The sequence below is a fragment of the Mucilaginibacter angelicae genome (assembly GCF_042434235.1).
Taxonomy (GTDB): domain Bacteria; phylum Bacteroidota; class Bacteroidia; order Sphingobacteriales; family Sphingobacteriaceae; genus Mucilaginibacter; species Mucilaginibacter angelicae.
Genome location: NZ_JBHLTS010000020.1, coordinates 225,892 through 242,227 on the forward strand (window position 1 = coordinate 225,892; position 16,336 = coordinate 242,227).

10 protein-coding genes are annotated in these 16,336 nt (G+C 42.6%); 8 read left to right on the forward strand and 2 right to left on the reverse strand.

Going from position 1 to position 16,336, the window contains the following annotated elements; genetic code table 11:
- Positions 1-173: 173 nt before the first annotated feature.
- Positions 174-728: a hypothetical protein gene (locus tag ACFFGT_RS09170; protein WP_377022222.1), complete on the reverse strand. Its 555-nt coding sequence runs from the start codon at positions 726-728 to the stop codon at positions 174-176.
- A 165-nt stretch (positions 729-893) separates the two neighbouring features.
- Here ACFFGT_RS09170 and ACFFGT_RS09175 point away from each other — a divergent pair, with 165 nt between their 5' ends.
- The 4 genes from ACFFGT_RS09175 to ACFFGT_RS09190 all read left to right on the forward strand — a co-directional run bounded on the left by ACFFGT_RS09175 (position 894) and on the right by ACFFGT_RS09190 (position 4,553).
- Positions 894-1,454, forward strand: a complete 561-nt coding sequence (locus tag ACFFGT_RS09175; protein WP_377022223.1) for a YeeE/YedE family protein — start codon at positions 894-896, stop codon at positions 1,452-1,454.
- 1 nt (position 1,455) lies between these two features.
- The gene (locus ACFFGT_RS09180) at positions 1,456-1,866 is read left to right on the forward strand and encodes a DUF6691 family protein (RefSeq protein ID WP_377022224.1); all 411 of its coding nucleotides are present in this window, start codon (positions 1,456-1,458) and stop codon (positions 1,864-1,866) included.
- Between the two features lie 371 nt (positions 1,867-2,237).
- Entirely contained in the window at positions 2,238-2,825 is a 588-nt protein-coding gene (locus tag ACFFGT_RS09185; protein WP_377022225.1) for a TlpA family protein disulfide reductase, read from the forward strand.
- 177 nt (positions 2,826-3,002) lie between these two features.
- Positions 3,003-4,553: an alpha-N-arabinofuranosidase gene (locus ACFFGT_RS09190; RefSeq protein ID WP_377022226.1), complete on the forward strand. Its 1,551-nt coding sequence runs from the start codon at positions 3,003-3,005 to the stop codon at positions 4,551-4,553.
- A gap of 128 nt (positions 4,554-4,681) precedes the next feature.
- On the opposite strand, the gene ACFFGT_RS09195 is transcribed toward ACFFGT_RS09190, so the two are convergent.
- Positions 4,682-5,326, reverse strand: a complete 645-nt coding sequence (locus ACFFGT_RS09195) for a redoxin domain-containing protein (protein WP_377022227.1) — start codon at positions 5,324-5,326, stop codon at positions 4,682-4,684.
- 514 nt (positions 5,327-5,840) lie between these two features.
- Here ACFFGT_RS09195 and ACFFGT_RS09200 point away from each other — a divergent pair.
- The 4 genes from ACFFGT_RS09200 (at position 5,841) to ACFFGT_RS09215 (ending at position 16,153) form a co-directional block, all read left to right on the forward strand.
- Positions 5,841-7,499, forward strand: a complete 1,659-nt coding sequence (locus ACFFGT_RS09200; RefSeq protein ID WP_377022228.1) for a L,D-transpeptidase family protein — start codon at positions 5,841-5,843, stop codon at positions 7,497-7,499.
- Between the two features lie 362 nt (positions 7,500-7,861).
- The gene (locus ACFFGT_RS09205; protein ID WP_377022229.1) at positions 7,862-11,044 is read left to right on the forward strand and encodes a SusC/RagA family TonB-linked outer membrane protein; all 3,183 of its coding nucleotides are present in this window, start codon (positions 7,862-7,864) and stop codon (positions 11,042-11,044) included.
- A gap of 7 nt (positions 11,045-11,051) precedes the next feature.
- Positions 11,052-12,677, forward strand: a complete 1,626-nt coding sequence (locus ACFFGT_RS09210; RefSeq protein WP_377022230.1) for a SusD/RagB family nutrient-binding outer membrane lipoprotein — start codon at positions 11,052-11,054, stop codon at positions 12,675-12,677.
- Positions 12,678-12,925: 248 nt separating this feature from the next.
- A complete protein-coding gene (locus ACFFGT_RS09215) occupies positions 12,926-16,153 on the forward strand; it encodes a VCBS repeat-containing protein (RefSeq protein ID WP_377022231.1) in 3,228 nt (1,075 codons plus the stop codon).
- Positions 16,154-16,336 lie beyond the last annotated feature (183 nt).

A 16,336-nucleotide genomic window follows, 5' to 3' on the forward strand; every position in this document is an offset into this window, starting at 1 on the left:
TGACAATACATCAGCATTAAGGAGCATGATCAAAGCCGTAAAAAGGAGCTGTTTTAACAGAACCCGGCAACACAGATAATGTACCGGTTCAAACAGCTAAATGATAAAAAACGGTTTGTATCCTTAAAATACAGGCACACAAATCAATTTAACTCATAATTTACAGGCAATAATCAGCAGGCAGAGTTTGGCGGTTTGCCGGGTGACTCGATGAAGGGTGAATTCAAATGGTAGGCTATAGGGTTTGGTTTTACCTTTAACGTCCTTCCGTAAGATAAGAATTGGTAGTGCATAACCTGGAAGCTGTATTCGCCCCCGGTGTTTATTTTCTTTTGCGATGAGTCATGCGCTCCCTTTTTACTCAGGGGCACATCGCTTATTTCTTTGGCAATAATAAGGTTTGCATTAACCAAACGGGTTTTAACGCTGTTGGCTATACAAATAAATGACATGGTATCCTGTGTAACCTTATAACGCAGGTAATTATAATAAACGCCTTTTAACTGCAGCTGCCCCTGATCGTGCACATAGCCATTCCAATTGTGAATTTGGGGAAGATGTACTGGGATCTTAATCTCGACAAGCTTGGTAGCATCAACCTTGTTTTCATAGATCTCCTTTACAATTTGTACTTCAGACTGGTGAATAAAATACTGGAATACTAAATTGTATCCGCCCAAATTGAACAGATGTACATTTAATAGTAGTATCGCTATAAGCTTTTTCACCAAAATAAAATATCGTCAGGGTATATAATTGACAGTAAATATATGTAACAATATTGTTAAAACAAATAAAAAGTAAAATTGTATAAATCACAATTGTACCCGTTCATTATTCATATTTTGCCAATTTACATTAGATATATTTGCAGGGTAAGCAATCTGTAAACTATGGATCTGATAACCCAACCCTGGCCCTGGTACGTGGCCGGCCCGCTGATAGGCCTCGTTGTACCTGCCCTGCTCATCATCGGCAATAAAACTTTTGGTATCTCATCATCGCTAAGGCATATCTGCGCGGCATGTATTCCGGCCAATATTTCATTTTTTAAATACGACTGGAAAAAAGAAAGCTGGAACCTGTTTTTTGTTGCCGGTATTGTTTTAGGTGGCCTCATTGCTGCGCAATGCCTTTCGGCCAATCACCCGGTTAATATCAACCCGCAAACCCATTCTGCGCTGCAACAACAGGGTGTTAAAGATTTCAATGGTTTACTACCTAAGGATATTTTCAGCTTTGATCAGCTGCTTACTTTAAGAGGTTTCATTTTTATGGTGATTGGCGGCTTTTTGGTAGGCTTTGGAACCAGGTATGCAGGCGGCTGTACATCAGGTCATGCTATTATGGGCATTTCAAGCCTGCAATGGCCATCGCTGTTGGCTACCTGCTGCTTTATGGCAGGCGGTTTTGTCATGACCTGGTTTATTTTACCTTACCTTTTACATTTATAATATGCGTAACATCAAATACCTGTTTGCAGGCTTGCTTTTTGGCATCGTGCTGGTAAAGTCAGAGGTGATCTCCTGGTTCAGGATCCAGGAAATGTTCAGGCTGCAATCGTTTCATATGTACGGCATCATCGGCAGTGCAATTATTGTTGGGATGATCTCCGTTTTGATTATCAAACGTTTTAATATCAAAACAATTCATGGCGAGGCTATTGTTATCCCCGACAAAAAATTTAGCTGGGGCAACGTATATGGCGGGCTGATATTTGGTTTAGGCTGGGCAATTACAGGCGCCTGCCCCGGCCCGCTGTTTGCGCAGATCGGGAGTGGCTTTTTGGTTACTTCGGTTACGCTTTTAAGCGCTATTTTGGGTACCTGGGTTTATGGAGCGGTAAGGGATAAATTACCTCAGTGATTTTTTTCCCTCAAAGGCGCTAAGCCGCAAAGATTTTTGAAGTTCTTAAGAGACTGTTGTAAAACGAATGAAAAGTTTTTGTAGAGACGCATCACATGCGTCTCCGGCGAACAGGCCGATTTAAAAGGCTTCTAATTCCGTCGGAAATTGCACGCGGGAGACGCATGTGATGCGTCTCTACATTTAAAACTGATAAAACTTCATTGCCGTTGGTTTTAACCAACGGAATAATGAGTAGCAATAAGAGGGCTTCAGCCCAAATCCGCTTGCATAATTAGGCTAAAGCCAAGACTTTTAACTTTTTTACCGTTGGTTAAAACCAACGGCAATGAATATTTTGCATTTTTAAACAGCTTCTTAAATAGCATACAATGATCCAACGGAAAAAGATATCGGTTTCAAACATTTTCAGTATGTTGATTATGGCATTGGCGCTGCTTGTTATTTTTAACCCCAATGCTAAAGGCTATCTGATCAGGGGATTGATGTCGTTGGGCTTTTTTCAGCCAGATACAGAAGGGTATACAGATCATCACGAAAATTTGACCAATATTCCGGATATTCAGTTTAAAGATGCCAGTGGCAATACCACATCATTAAGTTTATTGAAATCCAAGGTAGTATTTATAAACTACTGGGCTACCTGGTGCCCACCCTGCATAGCCGAAATGCCTAAAGTGAACGAGCTTTACAAAAAGTTCAGGAACGACCCAAAAGTAGCTTTCCTTTTGGTTGATGTAGATAACAACCAGCCCAAAGCCAAAGCTTTTATGCTCAAAAACGGCTACGATCTGCCGTTATATACCCAAATAAGCAACGTGCCCGAAACTTTGCTTGATGGCACCATCCCTACCACCCTGGTATTTGGTAAAGATGGCAAGCTCATTTACAAACACTCCGGTGCCGCTGATTATAGCAGTGAAAAGTTTGAAGCGTTTATTAAAAAGAACCTTGATTAGCCTGATTAAAGGATTTCCTGATATTGGTTGACCCTGCATTTTAATTACGTCTTGCTTATAAACTCAAGGTAATCCTCAAATCCAGCAAATCATGGTTCATAATTTTTTATTGTTATTTTAACACTTATTAACAAATTTTTCTTTTCTTTACTGTACAATTAGCAAACTTAAGTTTTAATGAAAAAGAACCCGTTTTTACACCTCGGCGTTATCGCTTTGTCTTTATTGAGCTCGGCATCCTTCGGGCAAACAGGTACACTTAATATCAGTACCGATTCAAAAACCACTATTAGCAAGCACATTTACGGTCAATTTGCCGAGCACCTGGGTCACGGCATTTACGGCGGTTTTTGGGTTGATAAAACCCTGCCCGTAAAAAAACAGGACCGTATCAGGCTTGATATTGTTGATGCCCTTAAAAAGATAAAGATCCCTAACCTACGCTGGCCCGGCGGCTGCTTTGCCGACGAATATCACTGGCGCGACGGCATTGGCCCGGCTGCAGAACGCCCGCGCATGGTAAACACCAACTGGGGCGGCATTACCGAGGATAACAGCTTTGGCACACACGAGTTCCTGGAACTTTGCGACCTGCTGGGTTGCGAGCCTTACATTGCCGGCAACGTAGGCAGCGGTACGGTTGATGAAATGTCGAAATGGATTGAATACCTCAACTCCAACAGCACAAGCACCGTTGTGCAGCTGCGTAAAAAGAATGGTCACCCCGCTCCTTATAAAGTAACGTTTTGGGGTGTAGGTAACGAAAGCTGGGGCTGTGGTGGCAATATGACACCTGAATTTTATGCCGATCAGTTTAAACGCTATGCTTCATTTGCTAAAGATTATCCGGGTGCCCAACTTAAAAAAATAGCCAGCGGACCAAATGCTGACGATTATCACTGGACGGAGGTTTGTATGAAAAATATTTCAAGCGGGATGATGTCAGGCTTGTCGTTACATTATTACACCATACCAACAGGTAACTGGGGCAAAAAAGGTTCGGCAACTGATTTTAGTGAGAAGGAATACTTTGGCACTATGGTTAACTGTCTTAAAATGGAAGAGCTGGTTACCAAACATTCGGCCATTATGGATAAATATGACCCGGAGAAAAAAGTAGCCCTTGTTGTTGATGAGTGGGGTGTTTGGACCGATGCTGAACCAGGCACAAACCCGGGTTTTCTTTTTCAGCAAAACAGCCTTCGCGATGCTTTAATAGCAGGCACAACCCTGAACATATTCAACAACCACAGCGACCGTGTTAAAATGGCCGCCCTTGCACAAACCATTAACGTATTGCAGGCATTAATTTTAACCGACAAAGAAAAAATGGTGCTTACCCCTACTTACCACGTGTTTGATATGTATAAGGTGCACCAGGATGCCAAATATCTGCCCATTAAGTTAAGCGTACCCGATTATGAAGTTGATGGTAAAAAGATAGAAGCAGTAAATGCCTCTGCCTCGCAGGATGCTACCGGCAAGGTGCATATCTCCTTAGTGAACCTTGATCCGCATAATACCATCACCATTACAACCAGCCTGAACGATGTAAAATGGCAAACCGTTAGCGGACAGGTATTAACCTCGGCTAACTTAACTGATGTTAATGCATTTAAAGATGCCAACAAGATCCACCTGAACGCTTTCGCCGGTGCTAAAAAAGACGGCGACAAACTGGTAGTCAGCCTGCCTGCAAAATCAATAGTAACACTTGAATTGAAATAAAACCCTTTCTCCTAAGAAAGCAAACGGCCGGGCAAATTGCCCGGCCGTTTTTATGGTAAGATTTTATTAAAATTGTCATTTCGACGAATACGAATGGGAATTGAGCGTGGTATGAGGTTAAGTGGGTTTTAAGCTGATTTACGGCTATTGCTGATCAGCGCAGATTCATAAACCGCACTAATGATATCTCCGGCAGAGAAGGTGCCCAGGAAATCCCAGTCGATATGACTGTATATTACCTGTTTTGATGGTTCAATAATATAGGTAGCCAATAATGGCGCGTTTTCGTCAATACCCGAAAACCTGTCCCATACCGGGTAATCGTCCGAATACACCCTGAACTGTTGTGCTATTTCTTTATCAGTGTCGTGATAAAAATTAAGGGTGAGGCTTTGCTCCCAGGCCCATTTTTCAAGTTCCTCAGTACGCTCATCACTGATGATAAGCAGGTTGCCACCGCTTGCTTTAACTTCATGCTGAAGATTATTCAGTTGTTTAAGCTGTGCCAGGCCTTGCTGTCCCCAATGGCGCGAATAAAAAGAAATAACCAGCGGTTTACTTAATAAATTCCTCTGCGAAATTGGGCCATGCGTTTCGGCGCCATTGAAAAATTGCTGCCAGCGGCTATAATCGTTACTTAACTTAAATTCAGGAACCAGGTTGCCTGCTTTTACAGGGTGCAATGCTTTCAGCTTACGAAAGTTAAGATCAGGTTCGGCAACAACTTCAAGCAGATCGAAAAAAGGATATTTATTGTTATTTGTGGTTTGCATTTTAAAATATATTTATGATGTTATGGATAATGTTTTAAGGTAATTGCGGTTGAATTTTAGCTATTCAACAACAACGGCATAGTCCATAAATCACCCTGTAACGCATTAGCGGGCCCTGCGCATTGGCATTGCTGATTTGTTTTTTGTGGGATGTGTTCATAAAAGTATATTAATAATGAGGTCAGTAAATTTAAACGTGATTAACAGCGGGTCCGGGAGGAGAGTTTCAACAACAGCAACACATGGGCATATATACTCCGCCCCTGTTTTGAGCTGATGTATACTTATTGCCGATTATTGAATTATTGCCCGTCATTTGTTTTTGAATGCTACATGACAAATATACTATAATATCTATAAACTTAGTAGAATTTATTAAAAAAATATATCCATCCTTTTTTACAGTCAACTTTCCTGCGGCTGGCTGCTTAATTTAAATGATTTATATTGCGAATGTGGCGCTGGTAAAAACAATAAATTGTTCCGTGCGTTCCGTATAACCAACAAATTAACTATGCTAAACAGGCTGAAACCACAATATATCATCTTATTTATTTTAAGTGTTTTAGCCCTGTCCAACTGCAAAAACAACAGTAAAAAACACCGGCTATCCAAAGCCGATTCGCTTAAAAAGAAAATAGTTAAGGAGTGGACCAAAACCATTCCGGGTAATTTCAGCAATCAAACCGAGCTTGTATTTGACAGTACCCGTATCGCCGCATTTCTGCAAAACCATCCTGCTTTGGTTCCTTATGAACAGGACCTGCGTAATTTTTACCGAAAGCGTAAATTTGCTTATGCCTGGTACGAAAAAGGTACCTTGATTGAACAGGCCGGCAACTTGAACGACAGGCTGATGAACCTCCAGAATGAAGGCATATATAAAGGTATCCCCTATCAAAAAGATCTGGACTCACTGATATTTGACAGCCATTCAAAAACAAAGGTTAAAAAACCTGATATCGGTACCGAATTAATGCTCACGGCCCAGTATTTCGCGTTTTCAAAAGTAGCCTTCCGGGGTATGAGCGACTCGGTTAGCCGCTCGGTAAACTGGTTTCTTCCCCGTAAAAAGATAGCTTATGACGACTACCTGGATACGCTCCTGAAAAAGCCGTCGAAACAAGCCTCTGCCATAAATGAGCCGGTATACCGCCAGTATGACCTGTTGAAAAGCTTCCTCGCAAAATACCGCCGGCTTGATACCCTTGAAAATTGGGAACCCATCAAACTCAGTAAAAAACTAAAACCAGGCGACTCATCAGCCATAGTTTCCCGCATAAAAACCCGGTTATATAAGCTGGAAGATTTTAAAGGTGATACGCTCAACAACAATTTTGACGATGAGCTTAAAGCAGCAATAGCCCGGTTTCAGCTCAGGCATGGCCTTGGCGCCGATAGCTTGCCCGGTCCCGCTACTATGGCCGAAATGAATGTACCGCTCAAATCGAGGATCAAACAGATCATTGTAAATATGGAGCGCTGCCGCTGGCTGCCGGTAAGCTTAAATACAGATTACCTTGCTGTTAACATTCCCGAATTTAAGCTGCACGTTTACCATGCCGATAGCTTATTATGGAGCTGCAATGTGGTAGTTGGCCAAAAAATACATCAAACGGTTATATTTTACGGTGAAATGCAATACGTGGTATTCAGCCCTTACTGGAACCTGCCCGAAAGTATTGTACGCAATGAGGTGCTGCCGGCCATGCGCAGCAACCGCAATTACCTTAACGAACATAATATGGTTATTACCGGCCGGGAAAACGGGCTCCCGATAATCCAGCAAAAACCGGGACCGGCCAACTCCTTAGGGTTGGTTAAATTCCTGTTCCCTAACAGCTACAGCATCTATCTGCATGATACCCCTTCACGCTCCTTATTCGGCGAATCATCAAGGGCATTCAGCCATGGCTGCATCCGTGTGGGCAAACCAGCCCAACTGGCTTCATTTCTTTTAAAATACGATAGTACCTGGACAGCGCAGCGCATTAATAAGGCTATGCACCTTGGTAAAGAACAACAGGTTACGCTGAAACAAAAAATGCCTGTATTTATAGCCTATTTTACTGCATTTACCGACAGGAATAACCTTCTCAACTTCCGCAAAGACATTTACGACCGCGATGACCAGCTTGCATCCATGATCATGTCGGGCAGCGGACAGTACTAAATCTCCATCATCTCCCCCCTTTTCTTCTTACAGCAGTTTAAAATACTGGTAATTAATAATTGTAAAATATTTTTTACGGGTTTGTAGGCAATCGCTAAAATTTAATTGTCCTCCCTTTAAATCACCATAGTGCCCCCTATAAGGGTATAATTTCCCTTAGCACAGTGATCATTAACCAAACTATATGACATTATTAATAAACCCAGGAAAACTGATGCCTATGTAAAAAAAGCTTACTCTCCCCGCTACAGGCAATAATTACCCGGAGGGAATTACTGCCCCGAAAAAGATTTTTGAATGTTTATAACTGCGCAGTGCTTCCAGGGTACTTCGCTATTAACTCCCTTTAAATTCAATAAAATATGAAATTTTTCAAACACCCGGTGGGTGTACACAGGCCATGGGTATCAAAATCCCTCAACCTGTGTAAATTTGCCCTTGCAGGTATGGTGCTCTTGAACATGCAGGCTTCGGCTGCTGAAGCGCCAAAAGCAAAAGCCAAATCAAACATTAATTTTAACTTAAACTTCGCTAAACTTACCGGTAAGGTAGTTGACGAAAAAGGCGAACCCCTTATAGGCGTTAGCGTTAGGGTTAAAGGCACCAATACAGGTACACAAACCGATGCCAGCGGTAACTTTACACTTGATGTACAGCCAAACGCCGTATTAATTGTTAGCTACATTGGTTATACCACCAAAGAAGTTACAGTGGGAGGTAAATCATCAATAACCATTACTTTAACCTCAAACAATAACCTGAATGAGGTAGTGGTAACGGCATTAGGTATCAAAAAAGAAGAGAAAAAGTTAGGTTACGCAGTTACAACCGTTAAAGGCGACCTGCTTGACAAAGCTAAAGAATCAAACATCGCTTACTCATTGGAAGGCCGTGTAGCCGGTGTAAGCATCAGCGGTGTAAACGGTGGCCCGGGCTCATCAGCGCGTATCTTACTGCGCGGTGTAACCAGCGGTTCGGCCAGTTCACCATTATTCGTTATCAACGGCGTACCAATGGATAACTCATCCCGCGGTACATCAGGCGAGTGGGGCGGTGCAGATTACGGCGATGGTATCGCCAACATTAACCCGGATGACGTTGAAACCATGACCGTGCTGAAAGGCCAGTCGGCTTCAGCATTATACGGTGCACGTGCAGCCAACGGCGTTATATTGATCACAACCAAAAGCGGTAAAAAAAATTCAGGCTTTGGTGTTGAAGTTAACAGTAACTACCAGGCAGATAAACCTGTTAATTATGAAGATTTCCAGACCCAATATGGCCAGGGTGAACATGGTGTAAGGCCAGCTAACGTGGCCGGCGCTATATCAACCGGTAACTTAGGCTGGGGCGAGAAACTGGATGGTAAACCTACAATTCAGTTTGATGGTAAAATGTACCCATACTCAAACAAAAACAACTACCTTGATTTTTACCGTACAGGTAACACTTTCACTAATACTGTTGCTTTTGACGGTGGTAATGAAACAGGTGCTTTCAGGTTATCAGTATCTGACGCACATGCTAATTCAATTGTACCAAACAGCAACTTAGACAGGAAAACGTTTAACTTAAACGCTAATCAAAACGTTACCGACAAGTTAAACGTTACTGTTGTTGCCAATTATTTGGTTGAAAACTCAAAAAACAGACCAAGCTTAAGTGATGGTCCGGGTAACCCTAACAACATATTGTTCCTGGCTGCCAACGAAGATCAGGCTTCTTTAAGTCCTGGTACCACAGCAACAGGTGCGGAGCAACAATGGAACAATGACATTTATGTTACCAACCCTTACTTTGCTGCAAACAACTTTATTAACAACACCGGCAGGAAACGTTTAATAACCTCAATTACTGCCCATTATGACATTACCAAATGGATTTATGCTCAGGCCCGTATTGGTTATGACAACATCAACGATAGCCGCTTTAAAGTAACCCCTACCGGTACTGCTTACTCAAGTAATGCGGCAGGTGGTTTAGATGAGCAATCAACTGCACAACAATATGAGCTGAACTATGACGCATTAATTGGCGTGAAACATGACATTGTGAAAAACCTGTTATCATTTGATTTTACAGGTGGTGGTAACATCCGCAAAAACAGCTATACTTATACAAGCTTAAGCGGCGGCCCTTTCATTTTGCCTTACTTCTATAGTTTTTCAAACCTGCAAACTAAAAATGCAGCAAACTATACCTTCAATCAATCAGAAGTTCACTCAGCTTACTACACTGCTGATTTTTCGCTTAAAAATTACCTGGTGTTAAGTACTTCTGGTCGTTATGATACTTACACAACCCTGTATCCGGTGGTTGTAAAAGGTAACGGTGGTTTATTTGCACCGTCTGCATCAGCAAGTTTTATCTTCTCTGAGTTTACGCATTGGTCGGCACTTGATTTTGGTAAAATCCGTGTTTCATATGCGCAAACCGCAGGTGAGCCAACTGATAAGTACATTACTCAACAGTATTACAACATCAATAACCCGGTTAACGGTGTAGTAACTGGTGGTTTCTCAGGCGACCTTCCAAACTACTTCCTGAAACCATTTACTTTATCAGAAACTGAAATTGGTACCGAAATGAAATTCTTAAACGGCCGTGCCGGATTAGACGTTGCTTATTTCCACCGCAAAACCAAAAACGAGATCCTTAAAGGTTCAATAGACGTTGCAGCGGGTTATAGCACCCGTTACATCGGTACCCAATCCTTCCAGAATAATGGTATTGAGGTTGAGTTAAAAGGTACACCGGTTCAAACTCCATCATTCTCATGGTCACCATCATTCAACTTTACCTATGTTAAAAATAAGGTATTAAAAACTGACAATCTTGCAACTACGCAAGGCTTAGGTACTTACAGGCCATTAAATGCTAACCTTGCATTTGTGGTAGGTTTACCGGGGCCGCAGGTTATGGCAACTGATTACAAACGTAATGCTTCCGGTCAGATCATTTTTGATTCAAACGGCTTACCAGAATCAGATGGTATCCGTAGACCTCAGGGCACTACTGTTCCCAAGATCTATGGTGGTTTTAACAACGATTTCAGCTACAAACACGTTAACTTATCATTCCTTGTTGATTACAGGTTTGGCAATAAAGTGTTATCAGCAACTAACTACTATAGCATTTACCGCGGTTTAAACAAATTGACCTTAGCTGGTCGTGATGGCGGTGTTGTAGGTGATGGTGTAACTGAAGACGGCCAAAAAAATACCAAATCGGTTGAGGCAGAAGTTTACTACCAGGGTTTAGCTCAAAAGGTATCGGCACTTAACGTGCTTGACGGCAGCTTCATCAAATTACGCCAGGTTACTTTAGGTTATACCTTTACAAGAGGCTTCCTTACCGGTACACCATTTAGTGGTGTAACTGTATCAGCTGTTGGCCGTAACCTTTGGACAATCATGAAACATACCAACAACATCGATCCTGAATCGGGCTTTGCTAACAGCGTAGCCTACGCAGGTATTGAGGGTACAAGCTTACCAAGCACACGTACCTACGGTATAAATGTTAACTTTAAACTTAAAAAATAACAGAGAGATGAAAAAACGACTCATATATAGCGGCTTTTGTTTAGCCGCGGCTCTTGTTTCGGGTTGTACAAAAGATTTCACCAAGATAAACACAAACCCAAACGCTACATCGGCAGCTGTGTTTAACCCTAATTTCCTTTTGGCACAAGCTCAGATCCAGTATTCGCAAACTGGGTACGATCAGTTGCTTTACCAAAGCATGTGGTCACAATCGTTAGCTTCAACTTACGATTATTACGGTAACGGTGATAAGTACATCTATAAAGGTTCATTTAATGATTACAAAGCAAGGGTTTACAATAGCGGCTACTCGGCCGAAACACTTGTGCAGGAAATGAAAAACCTTACTGATGGTAAAGCGGAATACGCCAATTTGAATAAAATTGCAACCATCATGAAGGTGTTCATTTTACAGCGTGTAACAGATGCTTATGGTGATGTTCCTTATTCTGAAGCAGGTATGGCAAAACAGGGGATCTTTACCCCTAAATTTGACAAGCAGCAGGATATTTACACTGCAATGCTTTCTGATCTTGACGGCGCTACTGCCGGTCTTGATGCTTCGAAAGATAAACCAAGCTCTGACCTTTTCTACACAGGCGATATCACCAAATGGAAAAAGTTAGGTTACTCATTAATGGTAAGGGTTGCTATGCGTTTAACTAAAGTTGATGCTGCTACAGCTCAAAAGTATGTTGAAAAAGCTTATGCAGCTGGCACAATGGCTACAATTGATGACAACGCTAAAGTAAAAACAGATAATGCTAACGGTAATGCAAACAGCACTATCAATGCGTTGACCGTTCCTGATGACTTTAGGGAAGTGCGCTGGTCGAAAACTTTGATCGATTACATGCAGACAACTGCCGACCCAAGGATTTCAGCCATTGCTGAAATTGCTTCAGGCACTGGTAAAGCGGCTAACTCAAATGAAACGGTAGCAGGTAATAACGATGCTGCTGTTCAACACGGCATGCCAAACGGCTATGACCTTAATGGCGGTGCCACTGATATCAGTAAGGCACCTGGTTATCCGGGCACTTCACCTGCAGATCCGTCTGTTGCCAATGACGCTGCCGCTCCTGATGGTAAATACTCACGCCCAAGGCTGCAGGTTTACTATACTTCAAGCACCTCTATTTCACCTGTTGACAAAAGCGGCATCAATATGCTTTTAACTTACGGCGAAACTGAATTATTATTAGCAGAAGCGGCAACAAAAGGCTGGGCCACTGGTAGCGCTGCAACACATTATGCAAACGCGCTTGTAGCCGATCAGCTTGAGCTTGCACAGTTTAATGCAGCTGCATCAATCACCAGCGCAACTGCTACGGCCTACGCTGCTGCTCACCCGCTTGTGCCTGCTACTGCATTACAGCAAATCAATATGGAATATTATGTTGAAACTTCTTCAACCTTTATCCATAATGAAACATGGGCAAACTGGAGAAGGACAGGCATCCCTGTACTTACACCTGTTAAATATGTTGGTCAGTTCACCGATGGCTCTATTCCGCGCCGCATTATATATCCGCTTACCCTGATCACTACCAACGGCGCTAACTATAACGCAGCAGTTGCTAATCTTACAGGCGGCGACGTATTTACTGCAAGAGTATGGTGGGATAAATAATACCCCTATATAAATTCCTTTAAAAAAACAAGGCTATGGCTTCATAGCCTTGTTTTTTAGTTTTTACAACAAAAAGGATTAGTAATCCGGTGGCAATTATCAATACAAATAATTAATTTTAAGTCCCCTGCAGTCCGGAAAAATAAAATCTGTTGATGATGTGTTGTTCTTCTCTTCTCTTTAATTTTAAACTCAAAAGGTTAAACACTTTTACATTTTGTACTGTTGCCCTGCTTACGTTACAAAGTATGCGCAGCAATGCACAGCAGCCTCTTTTTAAGCTGCTCACACCCGAAGAAACCAGCATTAAATTCCGCAATGATTTGGTTGAGGATGAAAAGCTCAACGTACTCTCGTACGAGTACCTGTATAATGGCGGTGGTGTTGCCGTTGGCGACATCAATAATGACGGCCTCGAAGACCTGTTTTTTACCAGTAACCTTGGTCAAAACAAACTGTATCTCAACTTAGGCAACCTCAAATTTAAAGACATTACCCAGCAAGCCGGTGACGGCCTTGCAGGCAGGCCCGGCGACTGGAAAACAGGTGTTACCATGGCCGATGTTAACGGCGATGGTCTGTTAGATATTTATGTATGCTACTCGGGCCTTGGCGATAATGCCAAACGCCGCAACCAGCTCTTCATTAATAAAGGCAACAATAAATTTGTTGAAATGGCCAAACAATACGGCCTTGATGATCCGGGCTACAGCACCCAGGCTGTATTTTTTGATTATAATAATGATGGCAAGCTGGATATGTTCCTGCTTAACCATAATGTAAAAAAAATCAGCAACCTTGAATTTGCACAGGCCAAAGCCGAAACCGACGAACTGGCCAGCAATAAACTTTTTGAAAACCAGGGCGGCCATTTTGTTGATGTATCCAAAAAAGCGGGCATCATTCAAAATCCCCTCACTTTTGGCCTTGGCGTTGCCATTGCCGATATCAACAAAGATGGTTTACAGGATATTTATGTAACCAACGATTATAACGAACCCGACTACCTATACATAAATAACGGAAACGGCACTTTTACTGAGGATAGTAAAAAATGCTTCAAGCACCTCTCCCAGTTTTCGATGGGGGTTGATATTGCCGATATCAATAACGATGGCCTGCCTGATATGATGACGCTTGACATGCTGCCGCCCGATAACCGCCGCCAAAAGCTGTTGCAGCTTCAGGAAAACTACGAATCGTTTGAACTGATGCTGAACCAGAACCTGTACAAGCAATACATGCGTAACATGCTGCAGGTTAATAATGGCGATGGCACATTCAGCGAAATTGGCCAGCTGGCAGGTGTTTCCAATACCGACTGGAGCTGGTGCCCCCTCATTGCCGATTTTGACAACGATGGCTATAAAGATATTTTTATCTCCAACGGATACTTCCGCGATTATACCAACAAGGATTTTCTACGTTACTGGGGCGATTATAAGCTAAAAAAAGCTATGGACCGCGAGCCCTTCCTGCTCATGGATCTGGTTAAAGCCATGCCCTCTACTACCCTATCCAACTATATTTTCCAAAATAATCATAACCTCACCTTTACCGATAAAAAGCAGGATTGGGGGATCACCAAAGGCGGTATCTCCAGCGGATCAGTTTATGCCGACCTTGATAACGATGGTGACCTTGACCTGATTACCAATAACATCAACAGCGAGGCTTCCATATTACAGAATATGACTATGGAAACCGGCAAAAAGAACTACCTGGCGGTAAACCTTAAACAACCGGATGGCAATACAAACGCCATTGGTTCAAAAGTATTTGTATACAATGGCAAACAAGTACAATACCAGGAGGTTAACCCAAACAGGGGCTATCTTTCATGCGTATCCACTGTTTTAAATTTTGGTTTGGGGGATCAGCAACAGGTTGATTCAGTGAGGATCATCTGGCCCGATCAAACCTCGCAATTGCTTACCGGTGTTAAAGCCAATCAACGCTTAAACATCACTTACAAAACAGGCAATCCGGTATTTAAAACCGATGGCAAAGGCAATGTAAAACCAGTTTTTAATTTAGCTAAGCCGGCTATTGATTATACCCATACCGAAAATACCATTAACGATTTTAAACGCCAGCCTTTGATGCTGTTCATGAGCTCAAAAACCGGCCCGGTAATAGCCAAAGCTGATGTTAACAAGGATGGCCTGGAAGACCTGTTTATAGCCGGCGACCAAAGTACCTCAGGTAAGATTTTTATCCAGAAAGCAGGCGGCACTTACACCATTCAGGAAATATCAGATCTTAACAAGGAAAACACATCTGCAGCAGTATTTTTTGATGCCAATGGCGATGGTTCCCCCGATCTGTATATAGCTAAAGGCGGCTATTCGTTATTAGAGCCGGGAGCTAACGAGCTTCAGGATAAACTATATCTGAACGATGGCAAAGGCAATTTCAGCTTTTCGAGCACATCCCTCCCGGTGCTAACCGGAAGCAGTAAATCATGTGTACGCCCCTGTGATTATAACGGTGATGGAAAAACAGACCTCTTTATAGGATCGAACGTTACACCGGGCTATTACCCAACGGCGCCAAAAAGCTACCTGCTTACCAATACAGGTGGCGGTCATTTTGAAATTACCGATGCGCCATTTACCGGTATAGGCATGATCAAAGATGCCCAATGGGCCGATTTGAATGGCGATGGCCGTAAAGACCTGGTAATTTGCGGCGAGTTTATGCCCATTATGGTGTTTACTAATACCAAAGCCGGTTTTGTTGATGAAACCGCCAAATACTTTGAGCATCCGGTAAGTGGTTTTTGGAATACGCTTACCATTACCGATGTGGATGGCGATGGCAAGCCAGATATTATTGCAGGCAACCTTGGCGAAAACACACAGATCCACGCCAGCCAAGCCGAACCTGCCGAAATGTACTTTGCCGATTTTGACGGTAATGGCTCAATAGATCCGTTCTTTAACTTTTATATCCAGGGGGTAAGCTATCCATTTGTAAGCCGTGATGAACTGAACGACCAGATTTACCCGATGCGTAAACGGTTCACCTCATACAAAGCTTATTGCGATGCTACCATGAAAGATGTATTTACGCCAGAAGAGCTTGCAAAAGCCACTAAACTTACAGCTAATGAGGTTGAAACATGTCTGTTCCTGAACCGGGATGGTAAGTTTGTAAAAGGTCAGCTGCCTTTACAGTCCCAATATTCATCAGTATCAGAGATTATTACCGGTGATTTTAACCACGATGGCAAAACAGACTTGCTATTGTTGGGCAATCACTCCGATAACCGCCTTAAACTGGGCAGCTTTGATGCCAACTATGGCTGCCTGCTTAATGGCGATGGCAAAGGCAATTTTACATACCAAACTCAGCCGGTTGCCGGCTTATCGGTAAATGGCGATGTTAAATCGGCTACAGAAATAAAAATAAACGGTGCCAATTATGTGCTGATAGGTGTATCAGGCCAGGCATTGCAGTTTTATAAATATTGAGTTGGAAGTATTAAGTATTGTCATCCGGAGCGATAGCGAAGGATCTTCTTCGATAAACAGAACCGCAATACAGAATGAAGAAGATGCTTCGTACCTCAGCGTGACATCCGTTTTAAACAAGTCCTGCTTTAGCGCAAATCTTGTGTGGTTGCTGGTGAGAGGGCTGACTTGTGATTTGTAGCA

What these genes read in the sequence shown, in the direction of transcription:
- ACFFGT_RS09175 (WP_377022223.1), top strand. Translation starts at nt 894, where the DNA reads ATGGATCTGATAACCCAACCCTGGCCCTGGTACGTGGCCGGCCCGCTG.
- ACFFGT_RS09180 (WP_377022224.1), top strand. Translation starts at nt 1,456, where the DNA reads ATGCGTAACATCAAATACCTGTTTGCAGGCTTGCTTTTTGGCATCGTG.
- ACFFGT_RS09185 (WP_377022225.1), top strand. Translation starts at nt 2,238, where the DNA reads ATGATCCAACGGAAAAAGATATCGGTTTCAAACATTTTCAGTATGTTG.
- ACFFGT_RS09190 (WP_377022226.1), top strand. Translation starts at nt 3,003, where the DNA reads ATGAAAAAGAACCCGTTTTTACACCTCGGCGTTATCGCTTTGTCTTTA.
- ACFFGT_RS09195 (WP_377022227.1), bottom strand. Translation starts at nt 5,326, where the DNA reads ATGCAAACCACAAATAACAATAAATATCCTTTTTTCGATCTGCTTGAA.
- ACFFGT_RS09200 (WP_377022228.1), top strand. Translation starts at nt 5,841, where the DNA reads ATGCTAAACAGGCTGAAACCACAATATATCATCTTATTTATTTTAAGT.
- ACFFGT_RS09205 (WP_377022229.1), top strand. Translation starts at nt 7,862, where the DNA reads ATGAAATTTTTCAAACACCCGGTGGGTGTACACAGGCCATGGGTATCA.
- ACFFGT_RS09210 (WP_377022230.1), top strand. Translation starts at nt 11,052, where the DNA reads ATGAAAAAACGACTCATATATAGCGGCTTTTGTTTAGCCGCGGCTCTT.
- ACFFGT_RS09215 (WP_377022231.1), top strand. Translation starts at nt 12,926, where the DNA reads ATGCGCAGCAATGCACAGCAGCCTCTTTTTAAGCTGCTCACACCCGAA.